The sequence below is a fragment of the Brevundimonas sp. AVps7 genome, assembly GCF_058681545.1.
The window spans coordinates 1090263-1109444 of record NZ_CM178742.1 but is presented as its reverse complement, the minus strand read 5'-3'; the positions used below and the strand labels follow the sequence as shown (position 1 = coordinate 1109444).

Here is a 19182-nt window from a genome sequence, read left to right as displayed (position 1 = left end):
CTCACAGCCCGAGCTCAGCGCTCGATCGGAGCTCTTCGTCCAGCATGCGTCCATAGGCAGGAAGTCCGGAACGAAGGCGTTCCGACATCGCGATCAGGTGCGGATATGGCTCGGCGTCGAAGGGGCCTTTGCGAACGACCCAGAACGCCCAGTCCAGATACACATCGACGATGGACACCTCGCCGAGCCACCAGCCACGCTCAGCGATGCGAGCCTCGGCATAGGCAAAGGCCTTGCCCGCAAGCTCGCGCGATCTCTCGCGCACGGGCTCGCCGTCGCCCGTGGTGATCCGCTGCGGGTTGAAAACGCCGCGCACCACTGGATGCAAGGTGCCGCCACAGAACGACAGCCCTCCGATGGCCTCGGCCTGCATACGGGGATTGGGGTCGCGGGGAAAAATCCCGGCATTCGGTCGAAGCGCGTGCGCGAAGGTGATGATCGCGCTGTTCTCCAGCAGCGGCTCGCCATCGACGACGAGGGCAGGCACCTTCCCGAGCGCCGAGATCGCCTTGTAGTCTGCACCGCCCTGTTCGCCCTTGGCGACGTTGACCAGCTTCAGTTCGTAGGGAAGCTCGGCCATTTCCAGCGCGCACAGACTGACCCGGGAGCAGGCTCCTGGAAAATGGCACAGCGTGAGGTGCGGGCTGGTCATCTGAAGTTCGCCTTTACTAATTCACGCCGGGCGCCTTTGAGGAGCTTCCGCCATGTAGTGGGTTCTGCTTGGCGCGCGTCTCGCGAGCATTCGCCGTGGTGCTGTCGTCAGACGCCGTCGCGAGGGTACGATTTGAGGCCAAACCGCTATCGGATTAGACATAGATTAGTCAGGGTTGATGCCTTCCCCGCATCGCCTCCTGCTTACGGCAGGGCTCGTCGAATCCTTCAGCGGATCGGGATCGTCTCCACACCACGCGGACCGCTCGGAGGGCGGCGTTTCAAGCCACTCTGTTCCTCGCCGGCTTGCAGCCGTCGGCGCAACGCAGCGGGGTCGAAATCCACCCCGATCGGGTTCATGGCGAACGCATCGGTGAAGAAGAACTCACCCGCTTCCTCGACCGAGTCATAGTTGTCGATCTGGAACTCGAGTTGATTGCCGTCTGGGTCGGTGTAGTAGAGCGACGTCGTCGGCCCGTGGTTGACTGGCCAGCTGGGCCTTACCCCCATCGCCAGGAGACGATCGTAGTTGTCGAGCAGCGTATCCAGGCTGTCGTAGGTGAAGGCGACGTGGTGGACGCCCGCCTGCCCTGCCGGTTGTTCCGCCAAGCCCGGGACATGGATGAACGCGATCCGGTGGTGCTCGTCGTCGTAAGCAAGGAATGCGATGTCGTCGCTCTCGAACGCCGGCTTCGCGTTCAGCACCGCCTTGTACCAAGCGACCATCTCGGCGAAGCGCGACGTCCGGAACACCACGTGCGCAAGTTTTACGGGCGACTTGATTCCGGTCTCGACGGGCTCGGTCATGGGTGTGTCTCCGCCAGTCATTTCCTAGAAGTTCATGGATCCGCGGACGCCGAAGGTGCGGGGCGCGAGCGTGCCGGCGACGAGTGCGTTGGCGAGCGGAGTGGTCGCGGAATAGGCGACGGTGCGGTTGTCCTCGATGTTTCGGACGAAGGCAGAGATCGACCAGCGGTCGTCTGACGGGCCGAACCGGATCTGCAAATTGCTGCGCCAGACCTCCTCCAGCCTCTGTTCCGGCAGGTAGGCGAAGCCGACATAGCGGCTGGTCCGGTACTGGGTGTCAGCCTGGGCCACCAGTTCGTAGTCGCCGATCGGGATGGTGTGCTGCGCCCCGAAATTCAGCGTCCACTTCGGCGAGTTGTACGAAGGGAAGTTCGAGCAATCGACATTATAGATGTTGGTCGCCGCGTTCAGCGTATAGCTGCATCCGACGAGCGGCGGCGTTCCGGTGTTGGCCTGCTGGTAGATGAACTCGCCATTGTCCGCGTCCAGGTACTGGATGTCGGTGCTGAGCAGGGTGTTCTCGGTGACCAGAAAACGACCTTCGACCTCGACACCGCGAATACGCGAGCTGTCGATGTTCTGGGTGATGTTGGCCGTACGGCCGTCCAGGTCGTTACGAACCGCCGACACCTGCTGGTTCTCATATTCCCACCAGAAGGCTTCGACATTCAGTTGCGCCCGGTTGTCGAAGAACCGGTTTTTCGAGCCGAACGTATAGGCCGTGATGTACTCGGGCTCGTACGTTTCGAACCCGGTCGCCGGATTGAAACCACCCGACCGATAGCCCGTCTCCACGCTGGCGTAGAGCAGCGAGGCCGGTCCGGCATCGAACTCGATCGCACCGCGATACGTGACGCGATCGCTCTTCTGGCTGCCGTTGTCGAAGCGGTCGGCGCGCGAGATGATCGCGCCGGTGGGCACGCCATTGACGATGATCGGGCGCACGGCGTTGGGCCCGGGAAGCGGGATCGGGCTCTGCGAAATGTCATCGAAGAAGGGGAACAGCGGGGTGTTGGGGCACGTCGGCACATTGTTGATGCGCGCCGTGCAGACGATGGTGTTACCGATCGTCGTTCCGGTGAACTGCTTATCGTCCTCGGTGTAGCGCGCGGCGCCGACGAGGCGCAGCCGGTCCGAGAGGTTCAGCGTCACCCGGCCGAACGGGGCGAAGGATTTGGTCTCGTACTCGTTGTCGAGGAAGTTGGCGGCGGCGGCCAGGCTGAGCGCGGTCTTAACCTTCAGGCTCTCATCGTAGAGGAAAACGCCGACGACATAGTCGACGATCCCCACGCGATTTCCTGTCAGTCGCGCCTCAAGGCTGACCTGCTCGTTCTCCTGCCTCTGGCGATAAGCGAACCCGCCGGCCGACGAGAGGTAGTCTTCGTCGCCGCGACGCCATGCCGGTACGATCGTGATCGTCCCGATGCTGACATCCCAATCTATCTGCGCATTTACGCCGTAGAACTGGCTGTTCTGGAACGGGTATATATCGAGCGGCGTCAACCGCCGCCCAGCAGGTCCGGCGGGCACGGTCTGGCGGAAGGTCTGGCTCGCGGCCGTGAAGATGCCCTCGTCTAGGCCCGTGGTGGTTCTGACGAAGGCGTAGCCGTTGGCGATGGGATTGAAGAGGTAGTTGCCGATATAGCTGACGCTCGTGCCCACGCCGCCGATGTCCGCGTAGTCGGCCGCGACACGAACCGTCAGGTCGGGCGAAAGCTCGGCCTTCAACTGGGCGCGGAACGAATAATCGTCTTGGTCCGTGGTGCCGTCGCTGAGATAACCATCGTGGCTGGCGCGGCTCGCCGACAAGCGAACGGCGGCTTCGGATCCGATCGGCACGTTCACGGCGCCCTCGGCGGTCAGGGCATTGTAGTCGCCGTAGGAGACGCTGGCATAGCCCGACTGCTCGCCGAGGCGGGGCTGGGCTGGAATGATGTTGATGGCGCCGCCCGTTGCGTTCCGCCCATAGAGCGTGCCCTGCGGCCCCTTCAGCACCTCGACGCGCTCGAGGTCGAAGAAGACACCGTTGGAACCCGTAGGACGACCGACGTAGACGCCGTCGTAGTTGAAGGCCGTCGCGGGATCGCTGTTGGGCGTCAGGGTGAAGTTTCCGACGCCCCGGATGAAGACGAGGTTGCCCGTGCTCGTGGGCTGGATCGTCAGCGCGGGAACCTGCTCGTTCAGGCGATCCGCCTGGGTGACGCCCGCCGCCAGCAACTCCGAGCCGCTCACGACATCGACCGCGACCGCCGCGCGTTGCGAGCTCTCCGCCCGCCGCTGGGCCGTGACGATGATCTCGTCCAGCGTCGCCGTCTGGTCATCGGCGTTCGCGTTCTGGGCATGCGCTGCCGTCGGCAGGCAGGCTGCTATCGCTGTTGAGACAAGCCAGGTGGCAATGCGCATGTGAGATCCCCCTAAAGTTTCCTCGACGGTCCCTTTGCTGCGGGCCGCCGCTTAGGTTCGGCTTTAGGCGTCCGAACGGCTATCGGGACGATGACGAAAGCGATGTCGTGATGCGGTTCCGGCATCACTTGGCGCAAGGTGGTGTCGTACAGCGGCAGGGCAGCGGCGCTATTCAGACCGGGTAGTCTGAGGGAACATCAGCATGGCGGCGCGTACGACAGGAAGACGGCTCGGTTGGCTCGTCACGGCGATGGCGGTGACGTTCGGGGTCGCGTCGCCGACGAACGCCGAGACTGTTCGCGAAGGGCTCGTGATCGACGGCGTCACGATCGTGGACGTACGCACCGGACACCTGACCTCGAACCAGGCGATCGTGATCGCCGACGGCCAGATCGCCCGTATCGTACCGGCCGGCTCCGTCGAGGTCGCAAGGCCGGCTCGCCGGATCGACGGCCACGGTCGGTTCGTCGCGCCTGGCTTCAACGACATGCACGCCCACAGCCTCGTCTCGGAAAGCGCCGCGACCGACCTGCCGCTGATGCTGGCGAGCGGGATCACCGGCTTCCGGCAAATGGCGGGAGCGTCGCCGCTGTTGGCTGCGCGCGCGGCGGGTCGATCGCTGCTGCCAGAGGACTCGCCCGCGCTTCTGGCGATGCCGGGAGCCATCCTGACCGGCGCCGCCTTCTCCGATCCTGCGGCAGCGGCAGCCGAGGTCGAGAAACAGGCCGCCGAGGGCGCGGACTTCATCAAGGTCGTCGATCTGCCGCCGGCCGCCTTCGCCGCGGCGGCCGAAGCGGCCCATGCCAGCAACCTGCCCTTCGCAGGCCACCTGCCGCTCAGCGTCAATGAACGCGAGGCGATGCGACTTGGCATGGCGTCGATCGAACACCTCGGCCCCGGCATCAGTGTCCTGTTGAACTGTTCCAGCGATGAGGTCGCGATCAGATCGATCCTGGCCATGGTCCCTCCTGGCGGCGCCAACTTCGGCGCCGGGCCCGAGCAGGTTCGCCGGATGCTGGTCAATCCGATGCTGGTCACCCCGCCGCCGGCCTTCGCGGTCATCGGCCGCGTGCTTGCGACCTATGACGCCGCCAAATGCCAGGCGTTCGCCGCCGACGTCGCCGCCAGCGACACCTGGATGACCCCGACCCTGACGCGCCTCGAAGCCATGGAGTTGGGCAACACCCCTACCCTGCGCGACAATCCGGATCTCCAGTACGTGCCCGCCGCCTCCCGCGCGTTGTGGAGCGAGGTCGGCGCCGAGTTCGATACGCGGCTGACGGCCGAGCAGCGCCAGATCCTGAGCAACCTGTTCGAGGCGCAACTTCGTCTGACCGCCCTGTTCGACGAGGAAGGCGTGAAGATGCTCGCCGGCACCGACGTCGGTGGCGGCTGGATCGTTCCCGGACGCTCCCTCCACCACGAGTTCGACCTGCTTGCGCGTGCGGGTGTCGAGCCTCTGCGCATCCTTCAGATGACCACGATCGACCCCGCGACCTTCCTGCATCGCGAGGCGACCATGGGGACTGTCGAGGCCGGCCGGATCGCGGATCTCGTCTTGCTGGATGGTGATCCGACAGCGAACGTCGCCAACCTGCACCGAGTCGCGGGTGTGGTCCGTGGGGGCCGCTACTACGATCGCGCGGACCTCGACGCCATTGAGGCACGAGCAGCCGCTGCGCTCGAATAGAACCCTTTCGAGGGCATCGACGACAACGACAATAAACGGGGAGGACAAATCATGAGCCAGACAGGCCAGTTCGGTATTTTCAGTGGACGGGTGTCCTCGGCGGAGAGGATCGAGGGTCCGCGTCCGCTTGTGATCGCCATCCACGGCGGCACCTACACCTCCACCTATTTTGACATTCCGGACCATTCGCTTCTCGACCGGGCCGGCCGGAACGGCATCGTGGCGATCGCGATCGATCGGTACGGCTATGGCGCCACGCCCTTCACGTCCGACATGACCATCCTGGGTCAGGCGGCCGCACTGCGCGAGGCGCTGGTCAAGGTCTGGAACGATCATAAGGGCGACGCCACCGGGATCGTCTTGATCGGACATTCGATCGGCGCCGCCATCGCGCTCGGTGTGGCGAGCGACCCAGGCAAACTGCCGGTGATCGGCGTCGCGGTCTCCGGCATCGGCGTGCGCACGCCGGGAGCCCACTCGGACATGTGGAACTCCCTGCCGGACCTTCCGACGGTGGAGATGCCGGGGCCGGTCAAGGATCAGCTGATGTTCGGCAAGCCGGGCAGCTTCTCGTCCGCCATGCCCGCGGCGAGCCACCCTGCGGGCGCTCCCGTCCCCAAGGCCGAACTCGTGGACATCGTCGGTGGCTGGCAGAAGCAGGCGGCTGCGGTTTGCGCCAAGATCAAGGTGCCTGTTCACTACCGTCAAGCTGAGCACGATCAGCTGTGGGTCGTGGACAAGAGCGAGATCGAAGCCTTCGCCTGGCGCTTCACGACCTCGCCCCGCGTTGATGCGGCACTGGTGCCGAACACCGGGCATTGCATGGATCTCCATTCGGTCGGCGCCGGATTGCAGCTTCAGCAGCTCGGGTTCGCGCTGCAATGCGCCGTCGAGGCTCAAGGTCGCTAACGACCCGAGTTTACAGCTAACATGCGAACTGGAATGAGATCCGATGAGTGCTCCTGATCCCGCCGCGATGATGGCAGCTGTCGGTCAGCGAAAGGCCGCGCTGCTGGCGCAATGCCCTCCCGCGCCCGCGCCTCTGACGGCCGCCGAATTGGCCGACAAGCCGATCAATGTGATCGAACTCGGAGCCAACGGTCCGACCGTGCTGATCGTGCACGGAGGCGTTCAGGGCGGACTGGGCGGCGGACCGGCGACCTTCGACAAGCAGCGGATTCTGGCCGATCGAGGCTGGCGCCTGAAGATGGTCGAGCGCCCCGGCTTCGGCGACAGCCCTTCGCGCGGCGTCGATGATATGGAAGCGGACGCCGAATGGATCGCCGACATGCTCGGCGACGGCGCTCACCTGGTCGGCCATAGCTGGGGCGCGGCCGAGGCCCTCCTCGCTGCGGCGCGCCGACCGAAGGCGGTCCGCTCCCTGACTCTGATCGAACCGTCTCTGTTCCCCATCGTGATGACCGACCCCGCGCTCCGGGCCGACCCGGAGATGCAGGCGATCGCCGGACGCCTCGCAGGTCTAATGATGCAATCCGCCACCCCGGCAGACTACGCGATCGGCTTCGCCAAGTCGGTTCTCGGGCCTGCCAATGACCCGGAAGTTCTGTCTCGGGTAGCGGGCCTGCAGGCTGACAGCGCGCTGGCATCCCGCGTGGGGTGTGCCGTTCTGCAATCTAAAATGGCCTCTCCCGAGACAATGCGGATGGCTGCCGAAACACTCTCAGCCAAGGGCGTGCCCGTGCTGGTCGTCAGCGGCGGCTGGACTCCGTTCTTCGACCGCGTCGGCGAGGTCGTGGCCCGCTTCACGAAGGGCCGCTACCAGGTGGTGACTGCTTCGAACCACATGGTCCAAGACGTCAGTTCGGACACGTTCAACACAGTTCTCGAGCAGTTCATGCTTGATGCCGAGGCCCGGGCCTAGTCGCTCCCATGTCCTCTGACCTGCAGACGGCCGTTGAGGGGGCCAGCATAGCTTTAGACAGCGCTGGCGACATCGTCGGGCCTATCGGATCCGGCCGTCCGCGCTTCGAACTGTTTCACGCCGCGAACTCGATCTGCTCGCAGAAGGTACGCTGCGTGCTCGCCTACCATGGGCTCAGCTACGCCAGCCACCCGGTCAACCTGTTCGTGGGGCAGACCTACCTGCCCGACTACGTCCGTCTGCGTATGATGGGCTGCGACAGGCTCGGCGGTCCATTAGCGTCCCACCACTCGGGCGACACTTCGGCGAGTGCAGGCGGCTGCGACGGCGCGGTTGTTCCGACCCTGATCGACTGGGAGGAGCACGCAGTCCTGGTCGATTCAAGATTGATTTGCCTACACCTAGACGCGCAAGTCGGGCCCGATCGCTGTCTCCGACCACCCGCCTTGGCATCCGAGATCGATGACCACCTGCGGATCATCGACGGCCTGCCAAACTACCAGCTGCTAATGGGCCGCACGCCCGGCGAAAACGAGAGTGGCGATACCCGAGACGGGATCGGTGGGAGCTTCTCGATGAAGAAAGTAGCCTGGTGCGATCGCGCCCTTGGCGAACACTCGGCTGATGAAGCCTTGGTGCGGGCCTACACGGCAAAACGGGCGAAAGAGCTCTCAGCCGCCGAACACCTGTTTTCAGACGATGCGATGCGCTCCGCGTACGGGCGCGCCAAATCTGCTCTGGATGGTCTCGAAGAAGCGCTTAAACGGCGTGACGGGACCTGGCTCTTTGGCGACCGGTTGACGATGGCCGATCTTTTTTGGGCGATCGAACTTCTGCGAATGAAAAACACCGGCATCGCGAACCACTGGGAAGAAGCCCGTCTACCGCACGTCGAGCACTTCTTCGCCGCCGTCCCAACCATACCGGCGATACGGTCGGCAGTTATCAATTGGGCCGGCGCATCCTTCTAAGCATCAGCAGCAGTTTTTCGGCGTGCGTGGCCAGTTGGCGCTGTCAACTTAACTTGGGGGTTCTGTCAGCCCAAACGGATTACCCCCCGCCGACCTCGCTCCTAGCGTGGCCATATGGCTCGCGCCTCAAACCCGTTCCGCTATTTCGGCAGCTCGCCAGAGGTGATCCGGACGGTGGTGATGATGTACGTGAAGTACCCGCTGTCGCTCCGGAATGTGGAGGACCTGCTGGCCGAGCGCGGCATTGATATCTGCTACGAGACGGTGCGGCTCTGGTGGAACCGCTTCGGCCCGATGTTCGCCGCGGAGATCCGGAGGAAGCGCGTCCAGCGGATGCGCGCCTTCACTCACTGGCGATGGCACCTCGACGAGGTCTACGTGAAGATCAACGGCGAGATGCACTACCTCTGGCGCGCCGTCGACCACGAAGGCGAGGTGCTGGAATCCTTTGCCAGCAAGACCAGGGACAAGGCTGCGGCCCTGACCTTCATGAAGAAGCTGATGAAGCGTCATGGCCGCGCGAAGGCGATCACGACTGACGGTCTGCGGTCCTACAAGGCCGCCATGAAGGACCTCGGCAACACCGCCAAACAGGAGATTGGGCGCTGGGCCAACAACAGGGTCGAGAACTCCCACCTGCCCTTCCGACGACGAGAGCGGGCCATGCTCCGCTTCCGGCAGATGAAGACGCTGCAGAAGTTCAGCTCAGTGCATGCCGCCTTCCACAACCACTTCAATCAGGACCGCCACCTCATCAGCAGAGAGACATACAAGGCCCAACGCTCGGCCGCCCTGGCTGAGTGGCAGACGCTCGCCGCATAGGCTTGACGCCCCCTGCCCGGACTCCTCGAAGTGGAGACGAGTTAGCGTTGGACTGACAGCACCTCGCCTGTATGGGCGAGGGCCTGCTGGGTGTCGGACGGCGGCACCGGTCGTTTGCCTATTTCCAGATCACCAACGGCTTCGGTGGCGGGATCGTTATCGACGGCTCGCCCTGCCGTGGCGCTTTCGGGAATGCCGGCGAGTTCGCCGCCGTCTGGCAGGCCATGGGCATTGCGCATCCGAACCTGGAGCGTCTGAGGCGTCTGATGGCAGAGCATGGTACCAGGTTCGCGACCGTTTCCGACATGCTCATCGATCTCGACGTCATGAGTTCAGGCGTGGAGGCCTGGCTGGCCGAGGCCGGCCCGGCCTTCAGCGTCGCGGCGACGGCAGCCTCGGCCGTAATCGACTGCGAAGCCGTGGTTCTCGGCGGCAGAATTCCCCATTCGCTCGCGCTGCGCCTCGCCGAGCGAATGACAATCGCCGGCACCGAGCGACGGGGCAGACCTCGCCCCTTGCCCGCAATCCTCCCCGCTGAAGCACCGGGAGACGCCGTCGCCCTGGGCGCGGCAATGCTAGCGCTGCAACCGGCTTACTTTCTCTAGCTTTGGGCGGCGCTGTTGGCGAAACTTCAGTCGGCTGAAAAGCCCCCTACCCGTCTCGATTCAGGCAACCGCGGCCGGGGCCCTGTCAGCCCAAACCGATTGCCTGCTGCCAAGACGGCGCCTGACGTTGCCCTATGGCCCGCTCCACCAACCCGTTCCGTTACTTCGACAGCTCGCCAGTGGTCATCCGGACGGTGGTCATGATGTACGTGAGGTACCCGCTGTCTCTGCGGAACGGGGAGGACCTGCTGACGTCGATCCCGCGTTCCAGACGGTGTGGCGGATGAGGTCTGGCGGGCACCGGTAGCGCTTTAACGAAATCGACTTCACGAAATATGAGCCCCCGTCAGTGGCGTACGCCACAAATACCGGAGACATTTTATCGTTCGCCTGACAGCACCCGCCTGACAGTAGCCTCTTGCCGCACAGGCCCCGGGTTCTCCCCGAACTCTCATTGATGACGCAGGTCAGCGTCGGGCTGACAGCACCTCCGCCGGCGCAATACACCCGAGCCCGTTTGTAAAGAGGGATGCAATGGCGTCGGCTCGCCGCCTTAGAACCATACGGCGGTTTATCGAGCCCTTGTCGGAAACCTCGTGCGCCTCCGGATCCGGAGCGTCTGTCAGGAACAGCAGGCGAGCGATGCGACTGGACTGGCCGGGGTTGTCACGGTTGTGCGAGGCCAGTGCCTCGGCGACGGCGGCGCGGATGATGGGGTCATTGGTGTCCGTCCCGCCCGTCAGTCGCCGCACCCCTTCCGGATCGCCCCACGCCAGGACGGCAATCTCGGCCTCTCCGTCGCCGCAGATGACGACCTCGCGGACGATCCCGGCGAGACGACCCAGCAGCGAATCGCGCAGACGGCCGGCGGTCACGAAGGTGCCGTTTAGCAGCTTGAACTGTTCGGCGCGGCGGCCGGCGAAAAACATCCCGCCTTCGGGCCGGTCGCGGTCGTGGAAGTCGGCGAGGTCTTCCATACGGAGATAGCCCTCCTCGTCGAAGACGACGGCGGTCTGGTCCGGATCGGCGAAATAGCCGGGCGTGGCCGAGGGCGCCTTGACCCGCACCTCATAGACCTCGTCGCAGGGGACCAGTTTGAACGATGCGCCCGACACCGGCAGGCCTATGCCGACCCGGGTATCCTCCCACCAGGTGTAGCTGATCGCCGAACCGGTCTCGGTCGAGCCGTAGCCGGAGACGAAGACAAACCTCTGGCCCGTGGCGCGGACCGCGATGCGTTGCAGCCGGTCGTGCAAGGCCTGGGGCAGGCCGGCGCCGCCGAACAGCATGGCGCGTAGTTCGCCGAAGAACCGCCGGGCGAAGTCGTCATCCGCCTCCAGCGCATCGGCCAGCATGGCGTAGCCGTTCGGCATGGTGCCGTAGTAGCGGAGCGGAATCTCCTTCAGGTTCCGGATGGTCTCGTCGAACCTGCCCGGCATGGGCCGCCCGTCGTCGATATAGAGGGCTCCGCCCAGGCAGGTGATGTTGGTCATCAGCGACGACCCGGCGATGTGGCTCCACGGCAGCCAGTCGAGCGCCTGCCGGTCCCAGGCGAAGGCGTCGCCCATGGCCTGAAAGCCGGAATGGGTATTGCCCGTCGCCATCGCCATGGTGTGGATCACCGCCTTGGGACGTCCGGTCGAGCCGGAGGTCAGCAGGTAGCGGGCGGGCTTCGTCGGATCGAGGACGGCGACGTGGGCCGACAGATCAGGCGCGGGGAAGCCGACAGCCTCTGACCAGTCGATGGAGCCGGGAAGGCCGGGCGCGGCGGCGAGAATGATGGCGTCGGCGGGCGCCACGGCCGCGATGGCGGCGGCGAACGGCGCGCCCTGTTCGGCGAAGATCAGCCCGGGTTTGATCAGATCGACGACGTGACGCAGCCGCTCGAAGTCGGTGGACAGAAGCGAATAGTTGACGCTGACGGAGGTGACCGGAACGCCCGCCACCATGCCCGCGAACAGGAGGACGGCGTGGTTGAGCGAATTCTCCGACAGGACGAGGATCGGTCGCTCCGCCGTCACTGCGCGGTTCATCAGCCAGGCGGCGACCGAGGCGACACGCGCCCTGCCCTCGCCATAGGTCAGCCGCGTCCAGTCCCGTCGCGGCCCCTCGCGTCGCGCCAGCCACAGCTTGTCCGGCGTGGCGTCGGCATGACGCCAGAAAGCGCCGGCGAGGTTGGGGTTGTAGGGTTTCAGCGGCGCCTTGCCCGAGACGATGATCACGCCGTCCGGGCGGCGTTCGATCTCCACCCCCACCTCTCCGAACCGCACCGAACGACAGGGGGCGGCGGTCAGGTCGATGGTGGAAAGCGTGTCGGTCATCAGCCGACACTAAGCCTGCCACAGTCACTTGCAAATCGAGATTTATCGAACAGCGACGCAGGGCTCCATCTGGTGCTAGGATCGACTCGGCCCCGCACAGATCGGGTTGAAGACAAAGATCAATCCGCGTGACGCTTCACTCCACTCGCGACCTGATCATGGGCAATCCCGTGGCCCGCGCCTTCGCCGTAACCGGCGACGCCTGGACCCAATTGATCCTGCGCGAGGCCTTCTATGGCGCGCGACGCTTCTCGCACTGGCGCGACCGGCTGGGCATGCCGCGCAGCGTCCTGACCGACCGGCTGAACCGTCTGGTCGCCGCCGGTCTGCTGGAACAGCGCGAGGCCAGGGGCTCGGCGACGCGCATGGAATACCGGCTGACCGAGATGGGCCTGGACATGTTCGGGGTCGCGGTCATGCAGGGCCAGTGGGAGCGGAAATGGGCGCGCTCCCCGCTGCAGGAACGCTACGCCATGGCCTTCTACGACCGCGAGACGGGAGCCCGGATCGAGCCGGCCGTCTTCGATCACGAGGGCGGGCGCCCCATCGAGATGCATCATGTGCGCTGGGAGGCCGGCGAGGGCCTGACGCCGATCGCCCCCCCGACCTCGCGACGGCGCCGGACGCAGCCGATCGAGACAGACCGGGCGATCATCGACCGTTCAACCGACATCATGGGCGACTACTGGAGCTGGGCCGTGCTGGCAGCCGCCTTCTTCCGTCTGCGCCGGTTCGACGAGATCCACGAGGCGTTGGGCGTGGCGACCAACATCCTGGCCGACCGGCTGAAGACCATGGTCCTGCAGGGGGTGCTGGAGAAGCGACTCTACCAGAAGGCGCCGCCGCGGTTCGAATACCGGCTGACCGAGGCGGGTCGCGACCTCTATCCGATGATCATGGCCATGCACGGCTGGTCGGAGCGCTGGCTATGCCCCGACGGGTCGCCCCTGAGGCTGATCGAGACCGAGACCAATGAGCCGATCGCGGCAGTCGTCTGCGACCTGGCGACCGGCCAAAAGATTGATCCGCGCGCCATCCGCTGGGAAGTGGAAGCGGCGGCGCCGGTCGAAACCAGCGCCGCCTGACCATTCTCAGAAGCTGCGGCTGACGGCGATGCCGTAGCTGCGCGGGGCGCCGAAGACGCTGAAGCCCACGCCCACATTCTTGATGATGTGCTGCTGGTATTCGGTGTCGCCCAGATTCTTGCCGTAGACGGCGATCTTCACCCCGTTCGCGGCTTCCCACGAGGCGTAGGCGCTGACCAGGCTGTGGGCCGGCGAGCGAACCTCGGGGTTATTGGACGGGTCGAAGAAGATGTCGTCGGTCCACTGATAGTCGACGCGAGCCGCCAGTTCGCCGCCCCACATGTCCCACTCGCCGTCGGCGTAGAGGGTGTACTGGCTGTCCGGCGATCGCGGCAGCGTCAGGCCGTTGTAGGGCAGGATGGACGCGCCCGAGACGGCGTTCGAGGTGTATTTGGCGTCGAGCGAGGTGTAGGAGCCGCCGATCGTGATGTTGTTCGAGACGGCGAAGGCGCTCTCGATCTCGAAGCCGTTGACCTCGGCCTGGGCGTTGGACGTGACCAGGTTCAGGCCCAGCAGCTCATAGACCTGCAGATCGTCGTACTCGAGCTTGAAGGCGGCGGCGTTGAAGCGCAGCCGACCGTCCATGACGGTCGACTTCAGCCCGATCTCGTAGTTGTCGAGCAGTTCCGAGCGAAGCGGCGTGCGGGCCTGGACGCCCGTCTGGGCCCCCGACGGGAAGGACCCGGCCTTGTAGCCCCGGTCATAGGAGGCATAGAGGCGCACGTTGTCGATCGGCTCCACCGCCAGCGCGATCTTCCAGGTCGGCTCCTCGAAGCTGGCCTCGGCGCGGACGTTGTAGGGGGAGCCGGTCGGTCCCAGCGGGATGCCGACCGGCGGGTTCAGACCCAGGTCGTTGTCCAAGGCGACCTGGTGGATCTCACGCTCGTCATGCGTCCAGCGGGCGCCGAGGGTCAGTTCCCAGATATTGCCGAAGGGAATGGTCGCCTGACCGAAGGCGGCGTAGCTCGAATTGGCCGCCGTCTGATTGAAGGTGGTGTCGCCACCGAACGACGGCGGCGCGATCGGCAGGGCGGCCTGGACGATGAAGCGCTCCGAGCGGTCCACGTCCTCGGTGAAGTAGTAGACGCCGGCGACCCAGCTGATCGCCGAGTCCGGCTTGGAGACCAGGCGGAACTCCTGGCTGAACTGGCTGGCGTCCTCCGTGGCGCGGTCATCGACCGCCAGCGGGAAGTTCGGGAACGGCAGGCCGCCGAGATTGTCGCGCCAGCTGTATTCGTTGTTGCGATAGGAGGTCAGGGAGACGACGTCGAACGCCTCCGCCGCATACTCGGCCCGCACCGTAGCGCCCCAGTTGTCGCGGTCCTGGTAGTTGTCCGGCGAGGAGTAGCTCTGACGCACGTCCAGCCCGGCGCGCAGACCGTTGATCAGGCTGACGAAGGCCGGAGCCGTCCCCGAGGCCGTGACCGGGATGCGCGCGTGGCCGTCCATCCGGTCACGCGACACATCGACCTGTCCCGTCAGCGTCCAGGGACCGGATTCGGTCATCAGCGAGACGCGCGCTCCGAACTGGCTGCCGCCTTCCAGACCCCGCCGCGAGGGCACGTTCTCGGCATAGCCGTCGTTGGAATTGACCCGCACGGCCAGGCGGGCGGCCGAGCTCTCGCCCATCATGCGGTTGATCACCGCTTCCCCGCCCCATTCGTTGAAACTGCCGTAGCGCAGGAGCGCCATGGTCGTGTCTTCAAGCTGGGGCTTGCGGGTATAGACGTTGAGCGCGCCACCCGAGGCGTTGCGGCCGTAGAGGGTGCCCTGGGGTCCGCGCAGGATCTCCACCCGCTCGATATCGAGGAACGCCAGCGAGCTGGCGCCCGCACGACCGATCGAGACTTCGTCGATGGAGACGCCGATGGACGGGTCGCTGGCGGCCGAGTCGCTCGTGGTGCCGACGCCGCGGATGTAGAGTTGCGGCTCGCCGATGTTGAACTGGGTCAGGGTCACGCCCGGCGCCTTGGACGCGACGTCCTGAATGCCCGACGCCGCCGTGCGCTCCAGAGTCTCGGCGTTGAAGGCGGTGATCGCGATCGGCACGTCCTGCAGCGATTGTTCGCGACGCTGGGCGGTGACGATGATGTCGTCGAGCGAAGCGGCGTCGTCCTGCGGCGCGGGCGTTCCAGCGCTTTGAGCGAAGGTCGGCGTGGCCAGGCCGGCGGCCAGAATCAGCACGGCGGCGGACGCGGTTTTCCCGATGATGGTCTTCATGTTGGCGGTCCCGTTCCCATGATTGGCTTCCTGTTTGCCGGAAGCTCTGCCGAGAGGCTTGCGCCAACAGACCATATTTGCAAGTCCTTTTACGCAAGTGTGGCGCAAGGAGAGTTCATGACCGACCGATCGCTTGAGAACCGTGTTGTCATCGTCACGGGGGCGGGACGTGGCCTCGGCCTGGCCTATGCGCTGGATCTTGCAGCGCGCGGCGCGAGCGTGGTCGTGAACACCCGGCCCCGGGCGCAGGGTCAACCGGCCTCGGCCGACGCGGTAGCCGAGCGGCTCCGCGCGGAGGGAGGCAAGGCCGTGGCCTGCGCCCTGGCGGTCGAGCAGGACGGAGCCGGAGACCGGCTGCTTGCGGCGGCGCTGGAGGCGTTCGGTCGTGTCGATGGCCTGATCAACAACGCCGGCGTGCCCGAGGCGATGAGCCTGCACAAACAGAGCGTCGAACAGGTGCGCGGCGTCTTCGACATCAACTTCTTCGGCACCCTGACTGCGACCCTGCCGATCTATCGACACATGCGCGAGCAAGGCTCCGGCCGCATCGTGATGACCACCTCGGCGGCCGGGCTGCACGGGGTGCACGGCATGGCGGCCTATTCGGCGTCCAAGGCCGCGGTGATCGGCCTGATGCGGGTTATCGCGCTGGAAGGCGTCTCGAAGGGCGTCCACGCCAACGCCGTCGCCCCCTACGCCCTGACCGGGATGACCGAGAAATATGTCGATGACGCCACCGGCGCCGCCATGCCCGCCGAACTGGTCGCGCCTGTGGTCAGCTGGCTGGTCAGCGAGGGCTGCCGGCTGAACGGTGAGACCCTGGTTGCGGGCGCCGGCCGCGTGCGGCCCGCCTGGCGTGTCGAGGGGCCGGGGCTGGATTTCGGCCGCGACACGGACATCCCCCTGGAGCGGTTCGACGCGGTCCGCGAGACCCTGATGTCGGCCGAAAACTGGACCAGCCCCTTCGATGGCAACGCGGCCTTCGAAGAGTTCCTGGCCGCCACGCCTCCCAGGGCGTGAGACCTGACTTGCGTTAAGATACCACTCCGCGTAGCTTGCCCCTCTGGATGTATGGAGCTTGAGCCATGGCCGACGACGCCGCCGTAGCCCGCAGGATTTCGACCGGCGAACTGACCGGCCTGAACACCCTGAACCCCTATCTGCAGGGCCTCTACGAGCCCGTGGCCGCCGAGACGACGGCGCTGGAGCTCCCGGTCATCGGCGAGATCCCGAAGGACCTGCACGGGTCCTTCGTCCGCAACGGCCCGAATCCGCATGAGGCCCCCGAGGGGATGCACCACTGGTTCGACGGCGACGGCATGATCCATGCCGTCTATTTCGAGAACGGCAAGGCCGAGTATCGCAACCGCTATATCGGCACCGACGACTATCGCGCCGAGAAGGCCGGCAAGAGCATCGGCGCCGGCGGGGTCATGCTCCCGTCATCGAAATCGCGTCCGGATTCGACGCGCGGCGAACTGGTCTACAAGGACACGGCCAACACCGACCTGGTCTTCCACAACGGCTCGCTGATGGCGCTGTGGTACATCTCCGGCAAGCCGGTGCGGGTCGATGCGCGGACGCTTGAAACACTCGGCAACGAGACCTTCGGCGGCGCGCTGCCCCGGCACGTCTCGGCCCACGGAAAGGTCGATCCGAGGACCGGGGAGTTCTGCTTCTTCGACTACTCCCTGACCGAGCCCTGGATGACCTATGGAGTCGTGTCGAAGGACAACGTCCTGACCAACTTCCAGCGCGTGGACCTGCCGGGTCCGCGCCTGCCGCACGACATGGGACTGACCGAGAACTACGTCATCCTGCACGACCTGCCCGTGGTCTTCACCGAGGGCGGGCTGCGCAATCACATGTGGCAGATCAAGGTGGCGGATCAGCCGGCCCGCTTCGGCGTCGCGCCCAAATACGGCTCGGGCGACCAGATCAAATGGTTCGAGACCGAGACCTGCTACATCTATCACGTCGTCAATGCGTGGGAGGACGGCGACGAGGTCGTCATGACCGCCTGCATGATGCAGCCCAACGGCTTCCCGCCCAACCCGGCCTATGGCCCCTACGCCTCCATGGTCAATGTGCTGGCGCTGAACGCCGTGCCGGTCGAGTGGCGGATGAACATGGTCACGGGCGAGGTGAAGAAGCGCCAGCTCGACGACCGCATCGGCGAGTTCCCGGTCATCAACCTCGACTACACCGGCGCGAAATCGAAGTGGTCCTACCATGTGTCGATGGCGCCCGAGGAACTGCAGCGGTTCGACGGCCTGCTGAAATACGACCTCGGAACCGGCGAGGCGCAGGAATACAAATTCGGCGGCGGCATCGGGGGATCGGAGCCGGTCTTCGCGCCGCGCATCGGATCGACGTCCGAGGACGACGGTTATGTCGTGGTCTTCGCCACCGCGCCGGACGGAACGTCCGAGGTCCAGGTTCTGCATGCCCAGGACTTCGACAAGGGGCCGATCGCGCGCATCCCCCTGCCCGTCCGCGTGCCGGCCGGCTTCCACGGCGCCTGGGCGCCCGGCGACCAGATCGCGGCCTGATCCGAACCTCGGGGAGTAAACTTATGACCGCCTATATTCTGGACGCTGTCCGCACGCCGCGCGCCAAGGCCCGCCCCGACGGCGGTCTCGCTTCGATGAAGCCGCATGAGCTGGTCGGGGGACTGATCGATGCGCTCGACGCCCGCAACGGCGGCGCGGCCCGCAAGGTCGATGCGCTGATCCTCGGAGCCGTCGGTCAGGTGGGGGCCCAGGGCGCGAACGTCGCCCTGGTCTCCAAGATGCATGCCGGTCTGCCGGACGAAGCCTATGCGTATTCGATCAACAACTACTGCGTCTCGGGCCTGACCGCGATCGGACAGGCGGCGCAGATGATCGAGGCAGGCGGCGCGAAGACGGCGCTGGCCGGGGGCGTCGAAATGATGTCGCGCGTGCCCTTCATGGGGGACAAGGCCGACTACTACGAGGACGCCAGCTTCCCGCCGCGCACCCGCTACATCCCCGTGGTCGTCGCCGCCGACCGCCTGGCCGAGGACATCGGCGTCTCCCGCGAGGAGATGGACGCCGCAGCCTTGACGTCGCAGCAGAAGACGGCCGCCGCCGAGGGCACGCCGCTGGTGAAATCCAGAATCCCGCTGAACGGCCTCGACAAGGAAGAGCCGGCCCGCGCCTCGACCACCGCAGAGAGCCTCGCCGCCATGCCCGCCGCCTTCGGCGCACTGGGCGAGCAATACGCCGCCGCTTTGGACGGGCGGGTCATCGACCATCGCCACACCGTGGCCCACGCCCCGCCGATGTGCGACGGTGCCGGCCTCGCCATCGTCACCGGCGAAGCGGCCGGCGCGCGCGCGAAGATCGTCGCCTACGCCGAGGCCGGGGGCGATCCTGCGGCGTCGCTGACCGCCGGTTTCACCGCCATGGACCGGGCGCTGGCCAGGGCGAACCTGACACTCGACGACATGGACCGGATCGAGTTCATGGAGGCCTTCGCCGTCACCATCGTCAAGTTCATGCGCGAGCGGAAGGTCGATCCGGACAAGGTCAATGTCGGCGGCGGCCACATGGCCAAGGGCCACCCGATGGGCGCGACCGGCGCCATCCTGCTGTCGTCGCTGCTGGATGCGCTGGATGCCTGCGCAGGTCGGTACGGCCTCGTCGTGGCCCAGGGGGCGCAGGGCGTCGGCTCGGCCATGATCGTGGAGCGGATGGCCTAGG

15 protein-coding genes are annotated in these 19182 nt (G+C 65.7%); 10 read left to right on the top strand and 5 right to left on the bottom strand.

The genetic code is table 11. The annotated features are described in order from the left end of the window. Position 1: 1 nt before the first annotated feature. The 3 genes from ACW17Y_RS05430 to ACW17Y_RS05420 form a co-directional block, all read right to left on the bottom strand. Positions 2–652: a glutathione S-transferase family protein gene (locus ACW17Y_RS05430; RefSeq protein WP_492037756.1), complete on the bottom strand. Its 651-nt coding sequence runs from the start codon at positions 650–652 to the stop codon at positions 2–4. A gap of 227 nt (positions 653–879) precedes the next feature. After that, positions 880–1458 (bottom strand): VOC family protein, encoded by a 579-nt coding sequence (locus ACW17Y_RS05425; protein ID WP_492037755.1) that lies wholly within the window; start codon positions 1456–1458, stop codon positions 880–882. A gap of 24 nt (positions 1459–1482) precedes the next feature. Then, positions 1483–3861 (bottom strand): TonB-dependent receptor, encoded by a 2379-nt coding sequence (locus tag ACW17Y_RS05420; RefSeq protein WP_492037754.1) that lies wholly within the window; start codon positions 3859–3861, stop codon positions 1483–1485. Between the two features lie 202 nt (positions 3862–4063). Between ACW17Y_RS05420 and ACW17Y_RS05415 the strand changes: the two genes are divergently transcribed. The 6 genes from ACW17Y_RS05415 to ACW17Y_RS05390 all read left to right on the top strand — a co-directional run bounded on the left by ACW17Y_RS05415 (position 4064) and on the right by ACW17Y_RS05390 (position 9831). Then, the gene (locus ACW17Y_RS05415) at positions 4064–5551 is read left to right on the top strand and encodes an amidohydrolase family protein (RefSeq protein WP_492037753.1); all 1488 of its coding nucleotides are present in this window, start codon (positions 4064–4066) and stop codon (positions 5549–5551) included. Between the two features lie 51 nt (positions 5552–5602). Continuing rightward, positions 5603–6460, top strand: a complete 858-nt coding sequence (locus tag ACW17Y_RS05410) for an alpha/beta hydrolase (RefSeq protein WP_492037752.1) — start codon at positions 5603–5605, stop codon at positions 6458–6460. A 148-nt stretch (positions 6461–6608) separates the two neighbouring features. After that, entirely contained in the window at positions 6609–7433 is an 825-nt protein-coding gene (locus ACW17Y_RS05405) for an alpha/beta hydrolase (RefSeq protein ID WP_492037751.1), read from the top strand. A gap of 8 nt (positions 7434–7441) precedes the next feature. Beyond that, a complete protein-coding gene (locus tag ACW17Y_RS05400; protein WP_492037750.1) occupies positions 7442–8404 on the top strand; it encodes a glutathione S-transferase family protein in 963 nt (320 codons plus the stop codon). 114 nt (positions 8405–8518) lie between these two features. After that, positions 8519–9226 (top strand): IS6 family transposase, encoded by a 708-nt coding sequence (locus ACW17Y_RS05395; protein WP_492037749.1) that lies wholly within the window; start codon positions 8519–8521, stop codon positions 9224–9226. A gap of 71 nt (positions 9227–9297) precedes the next feature. Continuing rightward, positions 9298–9831 (top strand): ROK family protein, encoded by a 534-nt coding sequence (locus ACW17Y_RS05390; RefSeq protein WP_492037748.1) that lies wholly within the window; start codon positions 9298–9300, stop codon positions 9829–9831. Between the two features lie 467 nt (positions 9832–10298). On the opposite strand, the gene ACW17Y_RS05385 is transcribed toward ACW17Y_RS05390, so the two are convergent. Beyond that, positions 10299–12152 carry an AMP-binding protein gene (locus ACW17Y_RS05385; protein ID WP_492037747.1) on the bottom strand — a complete coding sequence of 618 codons (1854 nt, stop codon included), beginning with the start codon at positions 12150–12152 and terminating at the stop codon, positions 10299–10301. A gap of 128 nt (positions 12153–12280) precedes the next feature. Here ACW17Y_RS05385 and ACW17Y_RS05380 point away from each other — a divergent pair, with 128 nt between their 5' ends. Beyond that, positions 12281–13237, top strand: coding sequence for a winged helix-turn-helix transcriptional regulator (locus tag ACW17Y_RS05380; RefSeq protein WP_492037746.1), 957 nt, complete (start codon positions 12281–12283; stop codon positions 13235–13237). A gap of 6 nt (positions 13238–13243) precedes the next feature. Here ACW17Y_RS05380 and ACW17Y_RS05375 read toward each other — a convergent pair whose 3' ends face one another. Beyond that, on the bottom strand, positions 13244–15457 hold the full coding sequence (locus tag ACW17Y_RS05375; protein WP_492037745.1) for a TonB-dependent receptor: 2214 nt from the start codon (positions 15455–15457) through the stop codon (positions 13244–13246). A gap of 117 nt (positions 15458–15574) precedes the next feature. Here ACW17Y_RS05375 and ACW17Y_RS05370 point away from each other — a divergent pair, with 117 nt between their 5' ends. From ACW17Y_RS05370 to ACW17Y_RS05360, 3 genes are all read left to right on the top strand, one after another. Further along, entirely contained in the window at positions 15575–16477 is a 903-nt protein-coding gene (locus ACW17Y_RS05370; protein WP_492037744.1) for an SDR family NAD(P)-dependent oxidoreductase, read from the top strand. 65 nt (positions 16478–16542) lie between these two features. Next, positions 16543–18009, top strand: a complete 1467-nt coding sequence (locus tag ACW17Y_RS05365; protein WP_492037743.1) for a carotenoid oxygenase family protein — start codon at positions 16543–16545, stop codon at positions 18007–18009. Positions 18010–18032: 23 nt separating this feature from the next. After that, the gene (locus ACW17Y_RS05360) at positions 18033–19181 is read left to right on the top strand and encodes an acetyl-CoA C-acyltransferase (RefSeq protein WP_492037742.1); all 1149 of its coding nucleotides are present in this window, start codon (positions 18033–18035) and stop codon (positions 19179–19181) included. Position 19182 lies beyond the last annotated feature (1 nt).